Here is a 21,067-nt window from a genome sequence, read left to right as displayed (position 1 = left end):
ACACCCATGACCGATAGACGCGAAATCACCCTGGAAATTGGCGACCAGGAATTCACCTTTGAGCTGACCCCTCAGGACGTCACCAAATACTTCAACGCGGTGAACCAGAACAACAAGGTTTCGCCCGCCAACAACTTGCTGGTCACCACCGTCAAGCAAGAAGAACGCGCCAGTCTCAAGGGAATGCTGGGCAACCCGGTGTTGGTGATGCAACTGGCCGGCACGCTCCTGGAGGAGTACGGCCCTGATGTTGAAGTCACCGTAAAAAAGCCCTCGACCACGCCGAACGACTGACCGAAAACGGCCTTGGCCAACTGGTAGCCCTGGCCAGCCGCTGGCTACCTGGGGCCGAGCCCACCGCCGAGGTGATGGGCACGGCCAAATGGCTGGAGGACGAGCACTGGCGGCGGATGGAAATTGCCATCGCCAACGGTATCGCCCACGCACTCAACGGATAAACATCGATGACAGACCGTAGCGCCCGCCTGGCCTTCATTCTGAGCCTGACCGATAAGGTCACCGCCCCCATGGGCAAAGTAAAAATGGGTTTTTCCGATCTGGCTGAACAGAGCGAGAAGCACATCAAGACTATGGGGTTTGGTCTGGCGGGCATCACCGGCGCGTATGTCGGTATCACGCAGTCGATGGAACCGGCCCTGGAGATGAACCGCGCCCTGGGCGAGGTCCGATCGCTGGGCGTGGCCGAAGATGCGTTGAACGCTCTGAACCGCAAATCCCTGGAGTTCTCTGTCGCCTATGGCGAGAACGCCCGGGATTTTGTCGCCTCGGCATACCACATTGAAGGTGCGATCAAAGGGCTGGTAGGCAATCAGCTGGCGACGTTTACCAATGCCAGCGACGTGCTGGCCAAGGCCACCAAGTCCGACGCCGACACCATGGGCACCTATGTCGGCACCATGTACAACCTGTTCAAGGGCCAGGCCGACGCCATGGGCAAGGGCCAGTGGGTTGAAACGCTGGCCGGCCAGACCGCCACGGCGGTGCAGTTGTTTCGCACCAGTGGCGAGCAGATCGGCGAGGCATTCAAAAGCGCCGGTGGCCTGGCCAGCACCGCAGGTGTGAGCCTGGCCGAGCAAATGGCGGTGTTGGGCACCTTGGGCGGCACCATGGACGGCGGGGAGGCCGGTGGCCTCTACAAGTCATTCTTTGAGAACGTCAGCGGTGCATCGGAAAAGCTCGGCATGTCCTTTGTCGACCAGCAGGGCAAGTTGCTGCCGATGATGAACATCCTGGACAAGCTCAAGGGCAAGTTCGGGGATCTGTCGATCGAGGCCAACGGCAAGCAGCTACGCGACGCCTTTGGTGGTGAAGCGGCCCGCCTGATCACCACCCTGATGGGTGACACCGGCCGCTTGAAAAACGGCATGGAACAGCTCGGCAATGTGCGTGGCCTGGAAAACGCCGAGCGCATGGCCAAGAACATGGTGGACCCGTGGCAACAGTTCAGCGCCGCCGTTCAAGCACTGCGTATCGCATTCGGCCAGTCATTGATCCCGATCTTGACACCGCTTATGGATCGCCTGGTAGGCATTGCCAGCACGCTGACCCGCTGGACCCAGCTGTTCCCCAACATCACCCGTTTGATAGGAATTGTCACTCTGTCGTTCCTGGCGATTACGGCCGCCATGTCCTTACTCACCCTGACGGTGGGGCTGTCGAAAATGGCTTGGCTGGGGACCGTTGTAGTGTGGAACGCTCTCACCTGGTCGGGTTACCGCAGCATTGCCATGTTCCTGTACCACACCGTTATGGTGATCGGCTTCGTGGCCGGCCTGGTGCTGATGGTCGCCTGGATGGGCCTGGTTAAGGGCGCCATGCTGCTGTGGCAGGGCGCTATCTGGCTGGTCAACACCGCGTTGCTGGCCAACCCGGTGACCTGGATCGTGATCGGTATCGTTGCCCTGGTCGCGGCCGTGGCGGCGGCGATCATCTACTGGGACCAGTGGACCAGCGCGCTACTCAACAGCGAGGCGTTCAAATGGGTCAGCGGCCAACTGACCGCCTTGTCTGACTGGTTCGATTCGATGGGCGGCTGGTCGAGCATGGCTAGCGCCGCCTGGGATGGCATCGTCAACATCTTTAAACAGGCCATCAACGGCTTGATCGAGATGTTGAACAAGATCCCCGGCGTGAACATCGAGGCGGCGTTTGGTGACATGCCGGCAGCGCCTGAGCTGCCAGGTATCAGCGCACCCACCGTCGAGGCGCCGTTGCTGCCGCAACTGGTGAGCGCACCCCAGCAGCCTATCCAGGCACCGCTGGCAATGGCCAACACACCGAAAATGCCGGCGTCAGCCATGCCAACCCTAAACGCCCTGCAGCCCCAGGCTCAAGCGCCAGCCTTGGTCCTAGCCCCGGTACCGAAAACCCCGGCGCCGATCGCGCAGCCACTCGCCGCCCTGGAGCCACCACGCCAACCGCCGGCCCTGGTGTTGGCCTCGGCCCCTACCGAGAAGGCAGAACAGAGCCAACAGCGCATCAACGGCGCTGTGGCCAGCCTGTCACCGAAACGGCCCGACGCCGTGCCCCGGGGCGGTCTGCTGGCAAGCATCCAGAACAACAACCAAACCCAGAACAAGGGCACCCACGTGGAGAACGTGAACATTCACACCGGTAAACAAATGAACCCGCTGGAGCTGGAAGGCATGTTGGCCATGGCGGTGGGGGGATGAGCGAATACATCGACCTGCTGATCATCGACAACGACCTGTCGCTGGACCCATCCCGTCAGCCTTTGCTGATCGAGGACCGGGCCAGCATCGCCCAGGACATTGCGCACATGATCCGCGAGAGCGGCTTGCTGGTCACGCTGGTGGCAGAGCGCAGCAAGTTGCGTCAGCGCGACTGCATCCAGCAACTGGAGCTGCTGGTGGAGGCCGACGCACGCCTGGTACCGGGCACCGCGTTGATTAACCAGGTGCAGCCCGGGCAGTACCTGGTCACGGCCAAAACCCTGAAGTTCGGTGACATCGAGGTGACCCTGTGAGCGACGTCGATTTTAAACAGGCGCTGGCTGACGCCGGCATTCCGATCACCGAAGAAGGGCTGCGCCAAGCCTGGGAAAAGGAAGTCGCTGCCCAGGGCAGCAAGATGAGCAACACCAGTGCCTACTCCCCGTTCTGGCGGGTGATCACGGCCCTGGTGACCAAGCCAGTCATGTGGCTGATCAGCTTTGTCAGTGACACCGTGCTGCCTAACTTCTTTGTCAAAACTGCCCGCGACAAGTGGCTGGACATGCTGGCCTGGGCGGTCAACGTCGAGCGCAAGGGCGCGACCAAGGCCAAGGGCGTGTTGCTGTTTACCCGTGACGTCGCCGGCGGCGCGTTGGAGCTGCCCGCCGGCATCCTGGTGCAATCGGCGGCTATCAATGGCCACATCTATCAACTGGTGACCACCCAGGCCGCGACCTTCGCTGACGGGTTGGTGCAGTTGGAAGTCCCTGTAGAAGCCCAGGACGTAGGCAGCGGCTACAACCTGGCCCCGGGTTATTACGCGATTCTGCCGGTACCCATCGCCGGCATTGTCCAGGTGGTGAACGCCGATGGTTGGCTGATTGCACCAGGTGCAGATCCTGAGCCGGATGATCAGCTGCGTTTGCGCGTGCGTAACCAGTTCTCGGCGGTCAACCAGTGGCACACCGACGCGGTCTACCGGGCGATGATTTCAGCCTTCCCCGGCGTGCGGCCAGATGGCGTGTACTTCCTGCACGGCGCACCCCGGGGCCCAGGCAGTGCCAATGCCTACGTGCTGTTTGAAGCGGACGTGCCGGCGGCGACCTACCTGGAGCAAATCAACGCGCATATCCGCGACCAGGGCAACCATGGCCACGGCGACGATCTGCTGGTGATGGTCATGCCCGAAACCCAGCACGCGCTGCACCTGACTCTATGGCCACACGCTCTATTGGGCGCCGAACAGCGCACCAAGCTGCAGGCCGACGTCGACCAGTTCATTCGCGCAGCCTTCCGCGAGAGTGGCACAGGTGACTATCAGCCGACGCTGACCTATCCGCAGTCGCGGTTCTCGTTCAGCCGCCTGGGCGAAGAGCTTCACCAGCAGTTCGCCGGCATTGAGTCGCTGCACTTTGATAACGCTGACATCGTGTCGGAACTGAGTATTCCGCGGATTCAATCGCTGCAGGTGGTGTTCGCATGATCAAGCTGAATTTGCCGTTCTGGCTGGATGGCCCGCAGCTGACCAAGCTCAAAGCCGCCAGCCAAAAGTGGTGGGAGACGGTCGAGGGTTGGCTGCAGTGGCCCTTGCTGCAGATGGATGCGGACACCTGCCACCTGACCGTCCTGGATCTGCTGGCCTGGCAGCGCGATATAAGCCGCTTCAAGGACGAGCCCGAAAGCCTGTACCGCCTGCGGGTCAAGTTCGCCTTTATCAACGCCGTCGACGCCGGCAGCACAGCGGGCCTCAAGCGCATCCTGCAGCGCCTGGGCGTGGGCTACGTCGAGATCGACGAGCGTATGCCCGATCGGGACTGGGACGTGGTGCTGCTGCGCCTCTCCGACTCGCAGTTGTCGCAAAACCCCGAGCTGATGCGGGTTTTGATCCAGCAGTACGGCCGCACGTGCCGGCGTTATGACTTCGTGACCATCACCCCCGTATCACTGCGCATTGTCGCGGTGGACTTCAACGACGACCAGCAAACGCTGGTTGCCAGCCTGTAGGAGCCTCCCGTGGGAGCCAGTATTACCCTTGCAGGTGAAAGCCTGATCGCGCAAAAACAAGGCGCACAACAACCCCTGATTGTTTCCCGTTTCGTCCTGGCCAACGTGCCCGGGCTGGATCCTAACGGCCCGATCGACCGGGCGGCGCCGAAGCCGGCCGCGCACCTGGTGGCGACCTATGACGTCACCCAAAAAGGTTTCGTGAACCCCAACCAGATTGTTTACAGCCTGATGATGGGCAGCGATATCGGGGACTTTGACTGGAACTGGATCGGCCTGGAGAGCGCCGAAAACGTGCTGCTGGCCGTGGCCTACGTGCCGCTGCAGCAGAAGCGCAAGAACATTCCCCCGCAGCAGCTGGGCAACAACGTGACGCGCAATTTCCTGGTGGTGTTCGACGGCGCCCAGGCGCTGACCGGGATCACCATCGACGCCAAGACCTGGCAGCACGACTTCACTGTGCGCCTGCACGGCATTGACGAGCGCGAGCGCTTGAGCAACCGCGATACCTTCGGCCGGGCGTGCTTTTTCAGTGATGGTCTGAAACTGGCCAAGGTCGGCAGCGGTTATAAGGTGCAGCCTGGTACCGCCTATATCGAAGGCGTGAGGGTGCTTTCGACTGCTGCTGTCGCTGTCGCGCCGCCGGCTTTCCCCGCCAAAGCCTGGCTGGATGTGAGCCTGGAGCGCCAGTTAAGTGATGTGGTTGCCCGCTGGGAGGTGCGTTTCGGCGCCGCCCTGGCTGACTTCACCGACAGTGCCGGCGTGCGCCATTTCTGCGTGCCGCTGGCCGATCTGCCTGATTCCAACGCCGTGATCGATCTGCGCCAGGCTGAGCCCATCAGTGATTCCCTGGTGAAGCATTTCGCGGGGAAAAAGTGGGTTGAAGATGAACTGAAAAAGAAGGCCGACAAGGGAACCTCTCTTGAGAGTTACGGCATTCTCAACGCCATCCCGAACTTGAACATATTGCCGGGTTACAACCTGGATGTGCATGCGGGCCAATACGGTTTTTTGTCCGCAACGGATGAAACCCACTTGTGCCAGAACTGCTATTGGAACGGCGTGAGCTGGTTGCGGCACGACATCACCAAACCCGCCGTGGCGTTGATTGCAGGGGCCGGCAGGGTGCGCATTCAGCGCGTAGGCGCAGGAGCCAATCCAATTGTTTGGGAACGCGGCGACTACGTGAGGGACAGCGGTGATACCTACAGTTCAACAGACGTTGATCAACTGATCAAAACGATCAATACGGCCATCAGCAAGAAGGCAGATAAAGGAAAGACGCTGGAGGACTACGGCATCCATAACGCCATCCCCAACCTGAACCCACTGCCCAATGGCAGCTTTGATATTCACGGTGGCTCCTACGCATTTCTCACTTCGATCAGTGAATCTAACCTCAGTCAAAACTGTTATTTCAACGGTTCGCAGTGGGTGCGCCATGACGAGTCAATGCCGTCTGCCACAGTGCTTGTTAATTCAGGCGGCGCCTACGTGCGCAAGGCGCTACCAGGGCCGAATCCGATTCAGTGGTCCTATAACGCTCAACTGATGGACAGCGGCAATACCTATGATGTGAAGGCGGTCGACCGCTTCTTACTGGGGGTAAATCAGTCACTGGCGCTGCACGATAAGTCCATTTCGCAGATCAATTCTGACCTGAGCAAGAAGGCGGACAAAGGTAAAACCCTCGCTGAGTATGGGATCAACAATGCTATTGAGAACATCAACCCGCTGCCCGAGGCGAGCCTAGATCTGCACGGTGGATCGTATGCCTTCGTAACGGCTGAACGGGAATCGCACCTGGCGCAGAACTGCTACTGGAACGGCTCAAGCTGGGTTCGCCACGACACGAGCAAGCCCGCTGTGGCGTTGATCGCCGGGGCTGGTGGCCTGCGCGTTCAGCGAGTTGCCCCAGGACCGAATCCAATTGTCTTCACGGGTTCGTCGGAGGTGATCGACTCCAGTAAAAAAGCCGCACCTGGTGCAGCCGGTATTGCGCCGATTGCCACCTTAGACCAGGTAGTTGCGGGAGCCGATGAAACCAGCATCGTGACGCCTCGCACCTTGCGTTGGGGGTTTTCCATCAGCCTCGCTGCCAATGGCTACCTTGCGTTCCCGCGTTGGATGGGCGGGCTGATCATCCAGTGGGGCAATGCCTACATTTCTGCCAACAACACCCAATTCTTGTTCCCAATTGGATTCCCCAACGCGTGCTTTGTGCTGAACCTGGGCACCGGCGAGGACACCACCGGTGTGGCCGAGGTGATGAACATCAAATCCGGGTCGTTGAGCCAGAGCGGTTTCATCGGTTTAGCCACTGCCACCTCGACCTATCCCTACATTGCGATCGGGCATTAAGGAAATTTTCATGAGCAAATACTTTTACAGCCCGTCGCTGCACACCTTCTTGGTCGAGGGCATACACCCGAAACGACCAGGTGATTGCGTGGTGGTCAGCTATCAGGATTATTCCTATCTGCTGGCCAAGCAGTCCCAGGGCTTTCAGATCGTATTCGACGCAGAGGCCAAACAGCCCGTGGCGCGTCTGGCCCCCGGCACCAGTAAGCCCGAGCAATTGAAGGCCCTTTATCTGCAGAAGAGCAGCGAGATCAACGCCGCCTGTGAGGCTGCAATCATTGGCGGCTTCTGGTCGGCCGCACTCGGTTCGCCGCACCAGTACCCCAGCAAGCTGGATGATCAGTTGAACCTCACTGGCGTGATCCTGCAGGGCTTCGATAGCCCATACGGCTGCAGAGACGCGGATGGTGTGAAAGAACTGCGACCGCACACCGCCAAGCAGTTGCGCCAGGTCAGCGAAGACTTCACCACCTATAAGATGGAGCTGCTGCAGCGGGCCAACCAGTTGAAGCAGTTGCTGGACCAGGCGCTGGCAGACGGCGACTTAAACGCGCTTGAGGTGGTCACCTGGGAGAGCCTGCAGTCATGAACTGGGCACCGGTGACGATGCGCTGGCCAGACCAAGCCACCCAATGGATGGGCCAACTGTCAGCGCCCAAGGATCTGGCCAGCACTGAGCAGGCCAGTACCGCCAAGCGCTTGGCCGATCTGGACGGCAAGGCCAGCACCAACCCGGGGCCGGTGGGTGACGCCGCCCAGGGCGCGATCGTTGCCGGCCGTGGGGCATTGGCTGATCAGATGGGCGAGGCCCCGGCGTGCCTGGTGGTGACGCCGTTTCAAAGTGGTATCGGCCAGGGGCGCGGCTATCAGCGATTCCTGTCGGCACCGAACCTGCTGCAGCAGCTGGCCGGCAAACTGGTGGACGTGAGCGACACCGGCCGGCCCGATGGCCCCCAGTTCGCCCTGTGCCTGATGTTCCTGGCCACGCGCTTTGATCAACTGGCCGAGAGCCTGGCGCGCTTCAATGCGCTATTGCCCATACCTGACCTGGTGCGAGCCGAGCGCCGTGCACGGCACCTGTCGAAGCTGGAGACGGAAAAGTGGGAGATCCCCGCCGCTGGCACTCTGCCGCGCTGGCAGGCGTTACCCCTGGAGCGCTGCACCGTGGTCAAGGCCGCGCAGCAATCCATGTCTGGCCAGCTCGCCGTTCTGGAGAGCTACGCGGCCGACAGCTCGCCCATGGCCGACCTTGCCGCGCTGGCCAACCGCAAGGCGGCTCAACAGCAGGGCCGGGATCAGCAGCTGGCCGACCTTAAAGCCTCGCTCGCCGGCGGCAACCCTGACAGCAGTATGCGCGCGCGCCTGATCGGACCAGGCAACGCCACCGAGCTGCGCCAGGCGTTGCTGGCCGGTGACGCTCCGGGGCATGAATGGGTGCTCTGTGCCGGCGCGCTCCTGGTGGGATCGGAAAAGGGGTTGAGCTTCGTCCGCGAGTTGGTGGGCCTATGACGCTGCTACTGGATGGGCAAGAGGTGCGCGGAAAAAACCTCAAGGTCACCGGCAATCTGCGCATCGAGAGCGACGACTTGTCTGGCCAGACCAGCAACACCGACAAGGGGCACAAGGGTTTCAAGCCCAAGACCCTGACCGTCAGCCTGATGATTCCTTTCGTTAACCAGGTGCAACTGCGCGATCTGATGCGCCTGGTGGAAGCGACCGAAGGCGGTGGCCAGCTCAAGACCTACCGCATCGTCAACGACACCGCAGCCGCGTTCGGTATGCGCCAAGTGACGTTCACCGAAGGCGTGAGCGCCCGGGAAGACGACAATCTGCGCGGCTGGCTGATCCAGTTCACCCTGACTGAAAAGCTGTCGAACCCGGAGAAAGTCGAGGGCCGGCGATCGGGCAACGCGGTCACCGCGCAGTCCGGCCCAGGCGGGGCAGTGGGTGGCAGCGGCGGTACCGGTGGCGACTCCAGCAACGGGCCGGAAGAACTGACCGGCTTTGAAGCCACATTGAAAAAGGTCGACGGCTGGCTGGGCGGGGCTAACACATGAAGCTGCACAAGGAGTTGGCCATCAACGGCGTTCCCTACGTCCTGGTCAAAAACGAAGTCCGGTTGGATGCGAAAAGCCCCGGCCGAGCGACGTTCACCATTCAAGCCCCGGCGCCGGTCAAGGGCCTGGTGACGCTCGATATCGGCTACAACGGCAACACGCTGCAGCGACACTTCATTGGCTACGTCGAACGCTCCACCACGGCCAGCAGCACCCAGCAGGTGCTGTTCTGTCGCGAGCTGGCCGCGATCCTGGCCAACCCGCTGCCGCTGAACCTGCGTCACGTCGATCTTCGCGCTGTCTTGGTCGAGGTCAGCCAGCACACCGGGTTGCGCTTTCGCGTCCCGGATCGGCCCTACGCGGGCGTTAAGGCGCCGTTCTTCTACAGCCTGGCCGCTGGCTATCAAGCCATGGACAGCCTGGCCCGGGTTTTCAACATCCCCGACTTTATCTGGCAGCAACAGGGTGACGGAGAGGTATTCGTGGGCAGTTGGGCCGACAGCTTCTTTGGCGTTCGCCAGCCGCTGCAACTGCCCGTGGAACTGTTCGACGACTACCAGGGCAATCAAAGCGCAATGATTGCAGCCCTTCCCGGGTTGCGACCAGGTGCAACAATCAACCACGGCGAGCGCATCACCAGTGTGGCGCTCATCGACAACCAGATGGCCATCCGATGGACGACGCAATCCGCCGCAGCGTAGAACGACAATTCCCTGAACTCACCGGCGGTTACCACCTGCCACGCTTTGCCCGGGTTGTCGCCGTGGCCGACGCGCCGGCCGGAGCCGGGATCTGTGATGACTTCCGGCCGCGCTATGCGGTCGACATCGAGGTCATGGGTCCGGACGGCGAGCCAGACAGCAAGCTGCCGATCCTGGCGGGCGTACCGTTGCCACTGCCCACCGGTGGAGAAGAGATGGGCATCTATGCCTTTCCCGAGGAAGGCACCCAAGTGGTGGTGTGCTTTGCCTATGGTCTGCCGCACAAGCCCTATATCCAAACCATCCTGCCCCACGGGCTGAGTATGCCCAGCGTCCCGAAGGGGGATCAGGTGTGGCAGCACAGCGAAGCCTGCCAGCAACGTGTGGACGCTGACGGCAACTGGCTGCGTCAGACTGACGGCAAGATCCACGACAAGGCGATCGAGCGGGAAGTAGAGGCCATGGGCAACACTGAGCGTTTCCAAAATCACACCAGGACGGTGGATGACCATTCAAAGGAGTCAGTGGGTGGGATCAAGACGATCGAGGCGTTGGGCGCGCTCAAGCTGCTGTCGGGCGGATCCGCGAGCCTGGCGGCGGTGGATGATCTGCATCAGGCGACCGGGCGGGACTTGAACCTGGTGGTGGGGCAGACGCACAGCGCCACTGTGGGTGGCGATATGCAGGAGAGGATCGAGGGGCTACATAAGAGCGTGTCGAGAGTCAGCCTGCAGATGCTCGCACCAAAAAACTATGTCGGGTCTGAGAGCGTGAATATCTTCCAGGTAGTGTGTGATTTGCTCGACCTGGTGCAGCAAATGAACACACAGTTGGCCAATCATACGCACGGCCCAACGCCACCTCCAAGCAACGCAGCGCTACTCACTAATAACGCTGCATATGCCAACGAGCTATCAGGCAAGTTAAAAAGTATCACGCTTTGAGTTTGTATGATTCTGACTCAGTTGCGTCAATCAAACAAAGAGCGAGGTCGTGCATTACCAAAAGTGCTGCACTTTCATACTCCGAGTACTCTTGTATGTCCCTGATCACCATCTTTTGACCGTGCGCAATATCATTCCGCCTCGATACTAGAGTTTTAATTTGTGTTGCATATTTGTCAATATATGTGGGTGCAATTCCAAGTGCATGGGCGTTGTCTCTATATAAATTTGGCCATAAATTTGAATCGGTATCTAGCTTTTCTTCAAAGGTTGCAATGGTATTTTGCAGCTCTGAAAATTTGCTATGCCCAAATTCCCAAAGGTCTTTATCGCTAAGTGCTCCGCGCAGCAGCTTGAAGCTCTTTCTTAATGAAAGAGCCGCCATGTTGCTGCATAGCTGAGAGCGAGGGACTTTCCTCTTCTCTAGTTCGTCTAGATAGGAGTCCCAGGCAAACTTACAAAAGCCCTCGTAGTGCGAGTAAAGAATTGCCCAGGCACCACGAAGCAAAGCGCTTTCACGTACCGTTTTTCGCTCAGAGGAAAGTATGGCCGCTTTAAATGACGCAAGTTCGCCCTCTCTCCAATTCAGGTCTGCTTCCAAAATGTCAGAAAGGCTTGGCACGATGCGCCTCTTCAATTGTGCGTTCAATTGCGGAAATTCGACCTTCTAATTTTTCTTTCGAGTTCGCTCCAGGCCCCGTATTATTTCGGAATTCTTCAGTTTGAACTGTTTGCATGATGCAAAGCTGTACAGTGTCTGCATTGATGTTTGGATCTTTCTTTAGTGCTCTCCAGACACCTATGCTCACAGCCTCGTAGTAAGCGGGAGCTAGTGCACCTACTGGATTTTCGCCACGATACTTAACAAAAGCTCCCGTTCCTATCGAGTTTGCCAAATAATCAAAAAGCACGGTGAACTCATTAAGTTCTGCTCCAAAGTCAAAATTAATTTCCTCTAAAAGCACCTGTTCCATGTAAGTGTCAAGCCAGTCGCGCACGCTACCTTTAAATGTATGTGATGAGTTTTTTGTAGCAAAGAAACGAAGTACTAGTTCTTCGTCTCCTTTTTTGTCGTAGTCCGATTGGGAGAGGGTTTCTGTGCATGTCTTGAATTGAGGGAGGTTTGCGCACTCTTTTAAGAAGGAGTAGAAATTATCCCCCATCGTACCTATCATGCGCGCGGAGCAGTTTCTTATTTCTTGAGGCGCAAGAATTGCACCGCCAGTATTTAGCCGCTTGAACATTTCATATTTAAGAAATGGTTTGCTTTGTCTCTTTATCATTATTGTTCGTACAGAGGAACGTTTGATTCTTAATCGGACAGTCAGGGGAAGGTCGGAAAAGGCTTTCCCATTCAGCTCTTTAATTAGGTCGCAGCCAGTTAGTATGAGTGCGTCCATTGACAGCTTCTCAGGCTCCATGAATTGAATAACACTACTGACGCGTTGTAGGCCATCGATAAGTTCAAGTATGCCGTTTTCGTTCTCAATTACAAATATTTGAGGGACAGGTAGCTCAAGAATTATTGATTCTATTAGTCTGGATTTTTGATCGTCGGACCAGCGAAATAGCCTTTGATAGTCCGGATGAATTATAAGCTCTTTGCTTGAGTGTAAGTTGACTATCTCGCCAAAACTTAAATCTAAAGATTCTGTTCTGACCTCGCCGATACTTTGGTCGATGTTTTCTACAATATCCATATAATAACTCTCAAGTTTATATTTTAAGTGAGGCAGTATTCAAGCGTTGAAATAGCCTCGCCGAGGCCTGCCATTTCAAAAAGCCACTATTTCGAATTTTCGACTTTCGAGGTTCTATCGATGGATGTCAATGATGTTGGGTTGGGAAACCTAAATTTTCGGTCTGGAAATTTTTGGTCGGGAGAGATGGTTAGTTCTTTCGAAAAACGTCGGTTCTGAGAAAAAAGCATCTGAAAAAGCACTTATCCCCCTCCCGCCGACGGGGTCTGCGTTCTTTTTTTGTGCAAACGCAGATGTAGTGCAAACGAACCGGCAGCCCAGGCGGGCCGGGCCGCTCTGCGGGCGAGCGGCAATTTCACAGATTGCAAAGTTTAGAAGAGAAATGCAGAGCGGTTGCACAGCGATGTAGCAAGCGATTACGAACGGGGCAGGGCTGTAGGCCCTGGATTCATTGCTCAAGAAAGAGAAAAATGTAGGAGTACGGGTATTTTCCGAAACGCGATAGATCTATTTCCTACCCTAACCATTACCTTCGATTCCATCGAAAAGCTGCCCTAGGCCGCCAGGTGTAAGGGGTCAGCGAGGAAAGGGGATTTCAAAACCTGTCTGGACCCTAACTGGTTTCTTGCCGTTTGAGGCGGGCCAAACCTTGCTTGATATGGCCGGCGTTTTCACCAATCGTCTCTAAGGCGCCACGCACGTTTCCACCGGCTTCGACTGAGCCTTGTTCTTCTAGGCGAAGCGTTAGCTCCATCAAGGCCGCTTCAAGGGCCAACTGATTTTCATACATCCTTCCAAGCACATCCGAAAGCGGATATTCATGCGTCATACGAACGGTCCTCTCGTGAAATCTCAGGCTAGCCCAAAGCAGCAGAATTCGCCTAACAGATGGCTATTTTGGAACCAGGGCTGGGAAAAAGGTAATTTTGGTTAGGAAAGGCATTACACCTGCTGAAGCCCTTGTAATCCGTGGGTTTGACGCATTACCTGGAAGGGTAATATTGGGTAATGGCAAAGGTAATATCCGCCGAAGTGCCCGGTTTTGCTGGGGATTGAGCCTGTCGAGAATTACCCGATAAAAAGGTAATGACCTAACCTATAAATTACCTAATTATTACCTTTTTGAAAAGCCACCAACTCATTGAAAATAAAGGGTTTTATTCATTTTTATCAAGCTAATTACCAATATTACCTTTTTCCCATGCCTCAACATAAAACGGCCCGCGTGCCGTTTTTCACCCCATCTCAACTCTATCGCACCAATGTGGTGCAAAACCCATGGGACCGCCATGGGACTAAACGAGTCGATTTTTTAGAGCGCTCGCACCTCTACAGCCCGCGTAATACGGGCACTTGCATAATGAAAGTTACTTTGCGGGTAGTTTCGAATCTCTCCTTCACCGCCAAATTCTGTAAACAAAACCCCTGGTTTCGAGAGAAACCAGGGGTTTTGTGATTTCTGGGGTTTGAAAAGTCCAGCTTTATCAGGTCACGCGCTTGGCATATCCATTCGCCTTCCTATGACGTCCAGCAAATCGCAGCCGTCGCGCAAAGGGATGGAACAAAGCAACGCAAAATCACTGAGTACAACCGCATCACTACTGATCTCACTGCGTAGTGCGAGGTTCTCAAGGACTTGTGTAACAGCACGAAGTCGATAGGTTGCGGCGTCGAGGAGTATTACCAGTGGCACGGTGGTGTCGACAAAAAGGGCAGGGATGGCGCTGTCGTTGCTGGTGAGGGCGATGTATGGGTTCATGTCTAACTCCACAAGACAAATATAAAAACAATGAGCTCTTTTCACGCTAAACCGCCAAAAATGGCAGCCGCATGAAAATAACTTCGTCAACGTTCCGTCTTGTTTTCGAGTCGCCAAACCCGGCCGCCGTATGGACGACCGGGTGACTATAGACACATTGCGATTTTGAAACGGGAGCCCCACATTTCTGCTTGGCCTGTAGGACGTTGCCCGTATGAACGGCTCTTGTTGCGGCTTCTTGTCTAGTCGCCTCAGGTGTCGAAGGAATCGTAGAGTCTTGCCGTATGGGATTAAAAAGCAAGGTTGTGCTAGAGAAAATATTTCTCCAGCATCTACCGTCATGGCTACCCTTCACACTGAACGAAACTGGAAAATAAAATCTATCCCGACGACCACGCGCCGCCGCATTTTCACGTGCAGACGCCGGATGGTGAGTCGCTGGTTCAGATAGAAGGGCTTGCCGTGCTCGGTACAGGCGCCGAGACGAAAGCCTTGAAAGCTGCCTGCTTTGGGCAAAAGCTCATATCGCTGATGTTAAGCGGACATGGGATGAGCAAAACCGGAGGGACTGACATATGACCAGCAAGCTTTGCATTTCTGCTGTGCAACCAGTTGCCGGCAAACATGCCTTAGAGATCGAGTGGAGTAACGGTAGGCGACACATTGTTGCCCTCGCCGAGCATATCAATACTTTTACTGCTCTCTCGCCGCTCTTGGATTTGGCGCTATTCAGCCAAGCGAAAGTCGGTGACTGGGGCTTTGATGTGACATGGTGTAATGACCTCGAACTGTCTGCTGTCACGCTGCATCGTTTGGCATTGAAACAGTCTGGTGAAGTCATGCTGACGCAGGATTTCAGAAAGTAGATGCTTAGTAACAATTTGTCCCTTTTCGACAGCTGCTGTTGAGTTGGACTTCTCTCGTAGGACTATCACCTCTTACAGTAGCGGTGCTGCGTTGATCCCCAAGCATGTCGGGTTGGCGTGTCGGGGGTGGGAGTATGAGCATAAAGGCTGCACGGACGGTCGCTTAAGCGGGCCTGTATCTCGCCGCTAAAGCAACTGGCAGGGGCGCTCTAATACATTCGCCCGCCCTCAATGCCTATGTCGATGATGCACGTCCGGAAAATGCGCATGGCTATGCCTCATCCCTCCATGCACATGTTCATGAGGCGTGTCGCTCCGTCAGGTGCAGCCCCCCGACGATCTACGGCGGTGGCAGTTGGCTGAGGTCAATGGCGGCGAAACTGTTCATACCCTGCCTTCCAGCTGCAGGGGCACGCTGAGGCTCAGCGGTACATTGGTGCCCGCCACGGTGCCCTCCAGATCGATCGAGGCCTGGCCCTGCATGTTCGCTCCCGCGAACTGCACGCAGCTCAGGCTGATGCGGGTTTCCCAGCGCATAAGGGCCATGACCGTGGCGGCGTAAACGCGCAGACGGTGGGCGGGTCCCATTCACGGTGGGTTCCGGCGCGCAATGCGAGTCAGGGAAGCCAGGTGGTGGTCAGTTTTCCAGTTGTTACCTGCACGCGCGGGGGCGCCATCTGCACGGCGGTGATGACACCGAAGCGGATGAGGTTTTCGAGCCGGCGGGCGAGGGTGGCTAAGTCGTTCATGGCGCCGATGTTGGCGCCGTTATGAGGCGGATGCAGCCTTAAGTGATTTACAGTTTTTTGAGCTGTTAAGAAAAAGCAGTGCCTCTGTAAGCCACCTATTGCCTTGTGAGGAATAGGTGGCTTTTTGTTAACAACTAACTCGCAAATCCCCTTTGCAGTTTTTTAATTGTTCGACATTTTCCAGGGTTTCGATTTTTGCAGGTCTATTTCCGTGCCCGTCGAGTCTCGTAGCATCGTTGTAAACTACACTGCCTCCGCCTCCGTCGGAACAAGTAAGTTTGTCAATTTTGCAGCTTCCACTTTCGGTAACATTAATATATCTGTCAATGGTAGAGCACGAGTGATAAGCATCGCTTTTTTTCCAAGCGCTTACACATTCCTCACTTGATGCGGCAAATGCCGTGTTAATCAGGCTTGAGCCAGTAGTAAGGACGATGCAGATAAATATTTTTATGGGTTTCATCTTGTCAATCCGGTTAGTTAGAAGGATGTGCCATTTCAAAATACAACGCTGTTAGAGTTTGAGGTACTGTTAGAATTAACAGTTTTTTGGGTGTCCTAAGATTTTTTTTGAATAAAGGTGTAATTTTTATTTCTTAATTAGGGTTTCGGTCAGATGGTCGAGTAGTTTGTCTATTATTATGTTCAGGTCAGTCTCATTCAAACCTGATATTTCTCGTTTTTCAAAGCGCACCTGAGCAGCACCACGCTCAGCTTGATCCCTCAGACCGTACTGGTGAACCCCGGCGATGCGGGAGATCGCCCGGTGAAACCCACGGCCACGGCGTTGCTATCGCCTCGAGCTTTCATAATAAGTCGCGGTACGCAGCTTTTTGAACATCTCAACCTGCGTCGGATGCGGCTGTGCTTGCCGCACAAGTCTCGTCTTTTCCGTGGTGCGAACTTGCTGCCATCCGGGCTTTGTTGTGTCTGTACCCGCTTTTGCTGGCCGCGTCGCAGCTCCTGACCGATAGAGCGGGCGAGTTGATTGCGGGCGGCTGGCTGGAAAAAGGGGACGGATTTATTTACTTTATGGCCCGCACAGAGTTGTGTTTTATAGCTAACTTCGCCGACGCGAACCCTCATGTTATTTCTGGCTCAGGGTTGCTATCGAAAGTCCGGAAACAACGAAGGTGAAACCCGCGCCTAGATTAAGCCCGTTGACCACCTTTGGCTTGCGTTGCAACCACGCCGAAAGACCCGTAGCAAAAATCCCCATGAGGGCGAAACCCAGTGCGGTCAAACCAGCGAACCACGCGCCGTACACCATCATTTGTACAGTGACAGAACCCAGTTGGGGGTTGACGAATTGCGGAATGAAGGCAAGCACAAACAGGCCCGGCTTTGGGTTAAGGGCTGCGGACAGAAAACCGGTAAGGAATATCTTTTTAAGCGGTTGGCGCGCGGTGGGCTGGAAGTTGATCAGGCTGCGAGAGCGCAGAACTTTAATGCCCAGCCAAAGCAGATAGCTGGCCCCAATCACCTTGACGATCCAGAAGGCCAACGCCGAGGTCTGCATCAAGAGAGTTAACCCAAGGGAGGCGGTCATAACGTGGAAGAGAATACCGGTGCCAGAAGCTATTCCTGAAATGGCGGCTGCCAGTCTGCCCTGGCTTAATCCTCTGGCGATTGCCAGCAGGTTATCCGGCCCAGGGGAAAGCACAAGTAGTAGGCAGGCGGCGGTATAGGTTAACCAAATATCCAATGGGAACACATTTATTCTCCTTCGTATTGGGCGCTCACATGAGGTGCGGTGAAAGAATAGCAGCAGTATTAACCCAACACCCCCGGGACCGCAGCTCTCACCACGGCCGCGGTTTTGTTGGTTGTGTGTGGCGTATATTGACGCCGTCTGCAATGGGGCGGGTGAGTTTAAGGGATAGCCGTTTTTCGGCACGGCCCGCACGGCTACCGATAGACTGGACGCCTCAATTTTTCAGGATGCAATACTCATGTTCAAAGTTGCCCTCGCTTCCTTGCTGTTGACCTGCACTTTTTGCGCTCACGCCGGTACGACGGTCGATGTGTCGAAGATTTACGGCAAAATCCAGTTCGTGGACAGCTATCCCGACTACAAGGTGAAGGTGGTGAATCAATTCCCCGACCTCAAAGTAAAGAAGGTGGTTTCCTGGCCGGACTCTGTCGGGAAATGGCAAACCGTCGATAGCTATCCTGACTACAAGATCCAGATTGTCGATTCCTATCCGGACTTCACTATTGAATATGTAGAGAGCTGGCCTGGAGTCAATTGATCGCGGTAAACCGTTGCAGGTGGTCTGAGACGGCTTGTGGGGCGGGCTGGTGATCAGGGCTCTGTAAAACCGTAGTCCTTCTTCTGACTCTCTCTGTTGATCTGGTCCAAGCTGTTAAGCAAATCGGGTATCTTTAGCCGCCTCAGCCGCCAGCGTGCCTCAGGCGCAGCGCATGATCGTTTGTTTAGGGAAGAATGGAATGACACTCAGGGTGTTGGTAGTCGGTGGCTACGGCAATTTCGGCAGCATCGTTTGCCGGCATCTGGTGTTGGCGCCGGGCATTGAACTGGTGATCTCGGGTCGCGACCCTCATAAGCTGCAGCGCAAGGTGGATGAGCTGAAAAGCCAGTCGAACACCGCCTGCGAGGGCTGGTGCGGCGATGCCATGGAAGCCGGGTTCGCCTCCGTTTTGCGGTCGATGAACATCACGTGGGTGATCCACACCGGCGGCCCGTTCCAGGGGCAGTCCTATGCTGTCGCCCAGAGTTGCATCGACGCGGGCGTGAACTACTGCGACTTGTCCGACTGCCGCACCTTCGTCAACGGCGTGAGCGTGCTGGATGCACAAGCACGGCAGGCAGGCGTGGCGATCCTTAGCGGGTGCAGCTCCGTGCCGACGCTGTCGTCCGCCATCATCGATCAGTATCGCTATCGCTTCACCCGTATCGACTCGATCGAGCACGGTATTTCCTCCTCGGCCAAGATGCCGGGCCTGTCCACCGTCGAAGGTGTGCTGGCTTACGCGGGCAAACCCATCAAGCAGCTCAGGCATGGCCAGGTGCATGAAGTGCTGGGCTGGCAGGACCTGACGCTGCGCAAAATGCCTGAGCTTGGCACGCGGGTGTTGGCCAATGTGGATGTGCCCGACATGGACATCTTTGCTGGCCGCTATGGTGCCCACACCCTGAGCTTCAAGGCTGGTGCGGGGCTCAAGCTTGGCGGTGTCGCCAACTATCTGCTGGCCCAGGCGCTGCGGTGGGGCGTCGTGCGTGGCCATCTTGCCTGGGCTGCGCGGCTGCATCGGCTGGGTACTTGGTTCGAGCGCTTTGGCGATGGCAAAAGCGCGATGTACATCGACGTGAACGGCCTCGGTGCAGAAGGGCAACCGCTGTCCCTGGCGGTGCAACTGACGGCGCTGAATGACAAAGGCCCGGAAATCCCCAGCTGCGCCGCCGTTGCTCTGGCCCTCAAAGTCGCCCAAGGCTATGTGCCTGAACCCGGTGCGCGGCCGTGCGTTGGCGAAATCACCGTCGACGAATACATGGCTGCTATCAACGACCCGGCGAACCTCAGCCTGGCCGTGCATTTCTCTGACGGGCAGGGCTGACCATGCTCTATCTGAGCCTGAAATACATCCACATCATCGCGGCGATTTTCCTGTTTGGCTTCGGCATGGGCTCGTATCTGTATCTGATCGCCGCGAGCCGTACGGCCAACCCGCAAGTGATTGCCCATGTGGCGCGGATGGTGGTGCAGTTCGATACCTGGATCACTACGCCGGCGGGTGTCATTCAGATCATTTCCGGCTTTGTGTTGATCAAGCTTGCCGGACTTGGGTTGACCACCGAATGGGTGCTGACTTCGCTGATCATCTTCCTGTGTGTGGGGGCTCTTTGGCTGCCGGTGCTGGTGCTGCAGAAGCGTTTGCAGCAAATGGCGCTCAGTGCGGTTGAGACGGGCAGGGCGCTTGGTGATGGATACCGCAGCGTCTATAGGCAATGGTTCTGGATGGGTGTTCTGGGTTTCTCTGGGATGTTTGTGATCGTGCTGATCATGGTTACTAAGATGACGCCATGGCAGTTGATTGGGCTGTTGCTGTATGGCTGACATCAGCGCTGGCCGTTGCACTTGAGGCGCTCGGGCTGAAATAAATGCCGTTCAGGGCTTGGTATTCCAAGCCACCGCACACAACGCCAAACCCGCCACATTCAGCGACACAGGATTAAACGCTTCCCTGAGCATCGATGGGCTGAACACCGCCACATCCACCAGCAGCCCCGCCAGTGCAGTCGCAGCCACTACAAGCGGCCAGACACTGCGTGGCCAAAGCAGTATCCATATCGCCAGGGCAATTTCCCCAACCCCCGCCAGCGTGGCGAACAACTGCACCTGCTCGATCCCGTGCGCCTGGATCATTGCCCGCTCACCCGGGCTTAGCCACAGCAGCTTCGGCACCAGCCCATGGTAGGCAAACATGAAAGCCAGGCCGCCCCGGGCGATCCAGTTGATGCGCATCAGGGGACTCATGGCTGATCCTTTAAAAAGCGCTGTTCATGATCCGCGTTCGGCAACAGACAGGTATCGTATTTTCCGAACAGCCGATAGCGATTGCGCGCGATGCGGTCGTAAGCCCAATCCCGAAGAAAGCGCGGGATGCCACGCAGGAGCAGCAATGGGCGCCAGCGGGCAGGCAGTTGCGCAATGATTTCCAACACCGCCTCCGAACGCTCCCAACAGTGCTGATCGCGGATCACTGCGAGGGTGTCGAACTGCTCCAGCGGCAACCCCGCCCACGCCAGCAGCGCCTGGCCCTGGGGTGACTGCACGGCGGCTAATCGCAAGCGCCGTTGGTGGTCGTGGCGGATCAGAAACCTTGCCCAACCGTTACACAGCTTGCACACCCCGTCGAACAACACCACGGTTTCACCGGGCTTGAGGAGTGGCGCGGGGGTAGGGCGGGTGTCGGAGGCAGGCATGTGTATGGGTCAGTCGGGCCGGGTTAGTCTGATCATACCTGCCTTCGCCCACACTGTGCTGTTTGGGGTTAGCTACCCCAATGAGCTTCAGGATTGGGTGACTACGCTGAGAGCCAAAGGCATCTGGCTGTTTTTGACCTGGTCTACAAACAGCGTTGCAGGATTGCTTGAACACGCAGTTATAAAAAAACAGAAGAGTGATACAAACAATATTCGCATGACTGCTTCCTTTAATCGGCTGCTCTCGACGGAGCACACCCGCTTATCACTTGCGCTAAAAAGCCG

General features: G+C 56.7%; 26 protein-coding genes and 2 pseudogenes. 17 read left to right on the top strand and 11 right to left on the bottom strand.

Annotated elements, in window-relative coordinates:
• Positions 1-6 precede the first annotated feature (6 nt).
• Genes TX23_RS03875 through TX23_RS03825 form a run of 12 tightly spaced genes read left to right on the top strand, consistent with a single transcriptional unit; the run spans position 7 to position 10,760 of the window.
• Positions 7-294, top strand: coding sequence for a putative phage tail assembly chaperone (locus TX23_RS03875; RefSeq protein ID WP_019817385.1), 288 nt, complete (start codon positions 7-9; stop codon positions 292-294).
• A 20-nt stretch (positions 295-314) separates the two neighbouring features.
• On the top strand, positions 315-458 hold the full coding sequence (locus TX23_RS28735; protein WP_032872601.1) for a DUF6890 family protein: 144 nt from the start codon (positions 315-317) through the stop codon (positions 456-458).
• A 6-nt stretch (positions 459-464) separates the two neighbouring features.
• Positions 465-2,693: a phage tail tape measure protein gene (locus TX23_RS03870; RefSeq protein WP_057701074.1), complete on the top strand. Its 2,229-nt coding sequence runs from the start codon at positions 465-467 to the stop codon at positions 2,691-2,693.
• Positions 2,690-3,007, top strand: coding sequence for a DUF2590 family protein (locus tag TX23_RS03865; protein WP_019817388.1), 318 nt, complete (start codon positions 2,690-2,692; stop codon positions 3,005-3,007). Before TX23_RS03870 ends, TX23_RS03865 begins: the two co-directional genes overlap by 4 nt.
• The gene (locus TX23_RS03860; RefSeq protein ID WP_057701073.1) at positions 3,004-4,176 is read left to right on the top strand and encodes a baseplate J/gp47 family protein; all 1,173 of its coding nucleotides are present in this window, start codon (positions 3,004-3,006) and stop codon (positions 4,174-4,176) included. The genes TX23_RS03865 and TX23_RS03860 overlap by 4 nt, the downstream gene beginning before the upstream one ends.
• Positions 4,173-4,697, top strand: a complete 525-nt coding sequence (locus tag TX23_RS03855) for a phage tail protein (RefSeq protein ID WP_019817390.1) — start codon at positions 4,173-4,175, stop codon at positions 4,695-4,697. Before TX23_RS03860 ends, TX23_RS03855 begins: the two co-directional genes overlap by 4 nt.
• A 9-nt stretch (positions 4,698-4,706) precedes the next feature.
• On the top strand, positions 4,707-7,058 hold the full coding sequence (locus TX23_RS03850) for a phage tail protein (protein WP_057701072.1): 2,352 nt from the start codon (positions 4,707-4,709) through the stop codon (positions 7,056-7,058).
• 10 nt (positions 7,059-7,068) lie between these two features.
• A complete protein-coding gene (locus TX23_RS03845; RefSeq protein ID WP_057701071.1) occupies positions 7,069-7,647 on the top strand; it encodes a DUF4376 domain-containing protein in 579 nt (192 codons plus the stop codon).
• Positions 7,644-8,567 (top strand): hypothetical protein, encoded by a 924-nt coding sequence (locus TX23_RS03840; RefSeq protein WP_057701070.1) that lies wholly within the window; start codon positions 7,644-7,646, stop codon positions 8,565-8,567. Before TX23_RS03845 ends, TX23_RS03840 begins: the two co-directional genes overlap by 4 nt.
• Positions 8,564-9,115 (top strand): baseplate complex protein, encoded by a 552-nt coding sequence (locus tag TX23_RS03835; protein WP_057701069.1) that lies wholly within the window; start codon positions 8,564-8,566, stop codon positions 9,113-9,115. The genes TX23_RS03840 and TX23_RS03835 overlap by 4 nt, the downstream gene beginning before the upstream one ends.
• Complete coding sequence (locus TX23_RS03830; protein WP_057701068.1) at positions 9,112-9,816, top strand: hypothetical protein; 705 nt, start codon at positions 9,112-9,114, stop codon at positions 9,814-9,816. Before TX23_RS03835 ends, TX23_RS03830 begins: the two co-directional genes overlap by 4 nt.
• Positions 9,789-10,760, top strand: coding sequence for a hypothetical protein (locus tag TX23_RS03825; RefSeq protein WP_057701067.1), 972 nt, complete (start codon positions 9,789-9,791; stop codon positions 10,758-10,760). Before TX23_RS03830 ends, TX23_RS03825 begins: the two co-directional genes overlap by 28 nt.
• Here the strand turns inward: TX23_RS03825 and TX23_RS03820 are convergent.
• The 4 genes from TX23_RS03820 to TX23_RS03805 form a co-directional block, all read right to left on the bottom strand.
• On the bottom strand, positions 10,750-11,382 hold the full coding sequence (locus tag TX23_RS03820) for an MAE_28990/MAE_18760 family HEPN-like nuclease (RefSeq protein WP_157243900.1): 633 nt from the start codon (positions 11,380-11,382) through the stop codon (positions 10,750-10,752). The two genes, TX23_RS03825 and TX23_RS03820, sit on opposite strands and share 11 nt — an antisense overlap.
• Positions 11,366-12,460, bottom strand: a complete 1,095-nt coding sequence (locus TX23_RS03815) for a DUF262 domain-containing protein (protein ID WP_057701065.1) — start codon at positions 12,458-12,460, stop codon at positions 11,366-11,368. Before TX23_RS03815 ends, TX23_RS03820 begins: the two co-directional genes overlap by 17 nt.
• Before the next feature lie 613 nt (positions 12,461-13,073).
• Positions 13,074-13,289: a hypothetical protein gene (locus TX23_RS03810; protein WP_038451147.1), complete on the bottom strand. Its 216-nt coding sequence runs from the start codon at positions 13,287-13,289 to the stop codon at positions 13,074-13,076.
• A 660-nt stretch (positions 13,290-13,949) separates the two neighbouring features.
• On the bottom strand, positions 13,950-14,219 hold the full coding sequence (locus tag TX23_RS03805) for a hypothetical protein (RefSeq protein WP_057701064.1): 270 nt from the start codon (positions 14,217-14,219) through the stop codon (positions 13,950-13,952).
• 366 nt (positions 14,220-14,585) lie between these two features.
• On the opposite strand from TX23_RS03805, the gene TX23_RS28730 reads away from it, so the two are divergent.
• Both TX23_RS28730 and TX23_RS03800 read left to right on the top strand, forming a co-directional pair.
• Complete coding sequence (locus TX23_RS28730; protein WP_407071375.1) at positions 14,586-14,798, top strand: DUF4160 domain-containing protein; 213 nt, start codon at positions 14,586-14,588, stop codon at positions 14,796-14,798.
• Positions 14,795-15,085, top strand: coding sequence for a DUF2442 domain-containing protein (locus TX23_RS03800; RefSeq protein WP_057701063.1), 291 nt, complete (start codon positions 14,795-14,797; stop codon positions 15,083-15,085). The genes TX23_RS28730 and TX23_RS03800 overlap by 4 nt, the downstream gene beginning before the upstream one ends.
• Before the next feature lie 384 nt (positions 15,086-15,469).
• Here TX23_RS03800 and TX23_RS03795 read toward each other — a convergent pair.
• The 5 genes and pseudogenes from TX23_RS03795 to TX23_RS03785 form a co-directional block, all read right to left on the bottom strand.
• A pseudogene (locus tag TX23_RS03795) lies at positions 15,470-15,661 on the bottom strand (GPW/gp25 family protein); the annotation flags it as partial.
• A 44-nt stretch (positions 15,662-15,705) separates the two neighbouring features.
• Positions 15,706-15,834, bottom strand: a pseudogene (locus tag TX23_RS03790) (phage baseplate assembly protein V); the annotation flags it as partial.
• Between the two features lie 589 nt (positions 15,835-16,423).
• Positions 16,424-16,561, bottom strand: coding sequence for a hypothetical protein (locus TX23_RS28705; protein ID WP_342342573.1), 138 nt, complete (start codon positions 16,559-16,561; stop codon positions 16,424-16,426).
• Positions 16,558-16,920, bottom strand: a complete 363-nt coding sequence (locus TX23_RS28700) for a phage virion morphogenesis protein (protein WP_342342572.1) — start codon at positions 16,918-16,920, stop codon at positions 16,558-16,560. Before TX23_RS28700 ends, TX23_RS28705 begins: the two co-directional genes overlap by 4 nt.
• A gap of 1 nt (position 16,921) precedes the next feature.
• On the bottom strand, positions 16,922-17,548 hold the full coding sequence (locus TX23_RS03785; RefSeq protein ID WP_032895757.1) for a LysE family translocator: 627 nt from the start codon (positions 17,546-17,548) through the stop codon (positions 16,922-16,924).
• Positions 17,549-17,786: 238 nt separating this feature from the next.
• Between TX23_RS03785 and TX23_RS03780 the strand changes: the two genes are divergently transcribed.
• The 3 genes from TX23_RS03780 (at position 17,787) to TX23_RS03770 (ending at position 19,913) form a co-directional block, all read left to right on the top strand.
• On the top strand, positions 17,787-18,086 hold the full coding sequence (locus tag TX23_RS03780) for a hypothetical protein (protein WP_057701062.1): 300 nt from the start codon (positions 17,787-17,789) through the stop codon (positions 18,084-18,086).
• 199 nt (positions 18,087-18,285) lie between these two features.
• Positions 18,286-19,413, top strand: a complete 1,128-nt coding sequence (locus tag TX23_RS03775) for a saccharopine dehydrogenase NADP-binding domain-containing protein (RefSeq protein WP_057701061.1) — start codon at positions 18,286-18,288, stop codon at positions 19,411-19,413.
• 2 nt (positions 19,414-19,415) lie between these two features.
• The gene (locus TX23_RS03770; protein WP_057701060.1) at positions 19,416-19,913 is read left to right on the top strand and encodes a DUF2269 family protein; all 498 of its coding nucleotides are present in this window, start codon (positions 19,416-19,418) and stop codon (positions 19,911-19,913) included.
• 51 nt (positions 19,914-19,964) lie between these two features.
• On the opposite strand, the gene TX23_RS03765 is transcribed toward TX23_RS03770, so the two are convergent.
• Complete coding sequence (locus tag TX23_RS03765) at positions 19,965-20,333, bottom strand: DoxX-like family protein (protein WP_057701059.1); 369 nt, start codon at positions 20,331-20,333, stop codon at positions 19,965-19,967.
• Positions 20,330-20,782, bottom strand: a complete 453-nt coding sequence (locus TX23_RS03760) for a thiol-disulfide oxidoreductase DCC family protein (RefSeq protein ID WP_057701058.1) — start codon at positions 20,780-20,782, stop codon at positions 20,330-20,332. Before TX23_RS03760 ends, TX23_RS03765 begins: the two co-directional genes overlap by 4 nt.
• Positions 20,783-21,067: the final 285 nt, after the last annotated feature.

It is taken from the genome of Pseudomonas paralactis, assembly GCF_001439735.1.
Lineage (GTDB): Bacteria > Pseudomonadota > Gammaproteobacteria > Pseudomonadales > Pseudomonadaceae > Aquipseudomonas > Aquipseudomonas paralactis.
This window is presented reverse-complemented; position numbering and strand designations above follow the sequence as displayed.

Bases quoted from the DNA above. Each gene is read 5' to 3' on its own strand.
- TX23_RS03780 (WP_057701062.1), top strand. From the start codon at position 17,787: ATGTTCAAAGTTGCCCTCGCTTCCTTGCTGTTGACCTGCACTTTTTGC.
- TX23_RS03865 (WP_019817388.1), top strand. From the start codon at position 2,690: ATGAGCGAATACATCGACCTGCTGATCATCGACAACGACCTGTCGCTG.
- TX23_RS03810 (WP_038451147.1), bottom strand. From the start codon at position 13,289: ATGACGCATGAATATCCGCTTTCGGATGTGCTTGGAAGGATGTATGAA.
- TX23_RS03800 (WP_057701063.1), top strand. From the start codon at position 14,795: ATGACCAGCAAGCTTTGCATTTCTGCTGTGCAACCAGTTGCCGGCAAA.
- TX23_RS03840 (WP_057701070.1), top strand. From the start codon at position 7,644: ATGAACTGGGCACCGGTGACGATGCGCTGGCCAGACCAAGCCACCCAA.
- TX23_RS03870 (WP_057701074.1), top strand. From the start codon at position 465: ATGACAGACCGTAGCGCCCGCCTGGCCTTCATTCTGAGCCTGACCGAT.
- TX23_RS03830 (WP_057701068.1), top strand. From the start codon at position 9,112: ATGAAGCTGCACAAGGAGTTGGCCATCAACGGCGTTCCCTACGTCCTG.
- TX23_RS03825 (WP_057701067.1), top strand. From the start codon at position 9,789: ATGGACGACGCAATCCGCCGCAGCGTAGAACGACAATTCCCTGAACTC.
- TX23_RS03835 (WP_057701069.1), top strand. From the start codon at position 8,564: ATGACGCTGCTACTGGATGGGCAAGAGGTGCGCGGAAAAAACCTCAAG.
- TX23_RS03805 (WP_057701064.1), bottom strand. From the start codon at position 14,219: ATGAACCCATACATCGCCCTCACCAGCAACGACAGCGCCATCCCTGCC.
- TX23_RS28700 (WP_342342572.1), bottom strand. From the start codon at position 16,920: ATGAGGGTTCGCGTCGGCGAAGTTAGCTATAAAACACAACTCTGTGCG.
- TX23_RS03845 (WP_057701071.1), top strand. From the start codon at position 7,069: ATGAGCAAATACTTTTACAGCCCGTCGCTGCACACCTTCTTGGTCGAG.
- TX23_RS03875 (WP_019817385.1), top strand. From the start codon at position 7: ATGACCGATAGACGCGAAATCACCCTGGAAATTGGCGACCAGGAATTC.
- TX23_RS03855 (WP_019817390.1), top strand. From the start codon at position 4,173: ATGATCAAGCTGAATTTGCCGTTCTGGCTGGATGGCCCGCAGCTGACC.
- TX23_RS03760 (WP_057701058.1), bottom strand. From the start codon at position 20,782: ATGCCTGCCTCCGACACCCGCCCTACCCCCGCGCCACTCCTCAAGCCC.
- TX23_RS03775 (WP_057701061.1), top strand. From the start codon at position 18,286: ATGACACTCAGGGTGTTGGTAGTCGGTGGCTACGGCAATTTCGGCAGC.
- TX23_RS03765 (WP_057701059.1), bottom strand. From the start codon at position 20,333: ATGAGTCCCCTGATGCGCATCAACTGGATCGCCCGGGGCGGCCTGGCT.
- TX23_RS03770 (WP_057701060.1), top strand. From the start codon at position 19,416: ATGCTCTATCTGAGCCTGAAATACATCCACATCATCGCGGCGATTTTC.
- TX23_RS03815 (WP_057701065.1), bottom strand. From the start codon at position 12,460: ATGGATATTGTAGAAAACATCGACCAAAGTATCGGCGAGGTCAGAACA.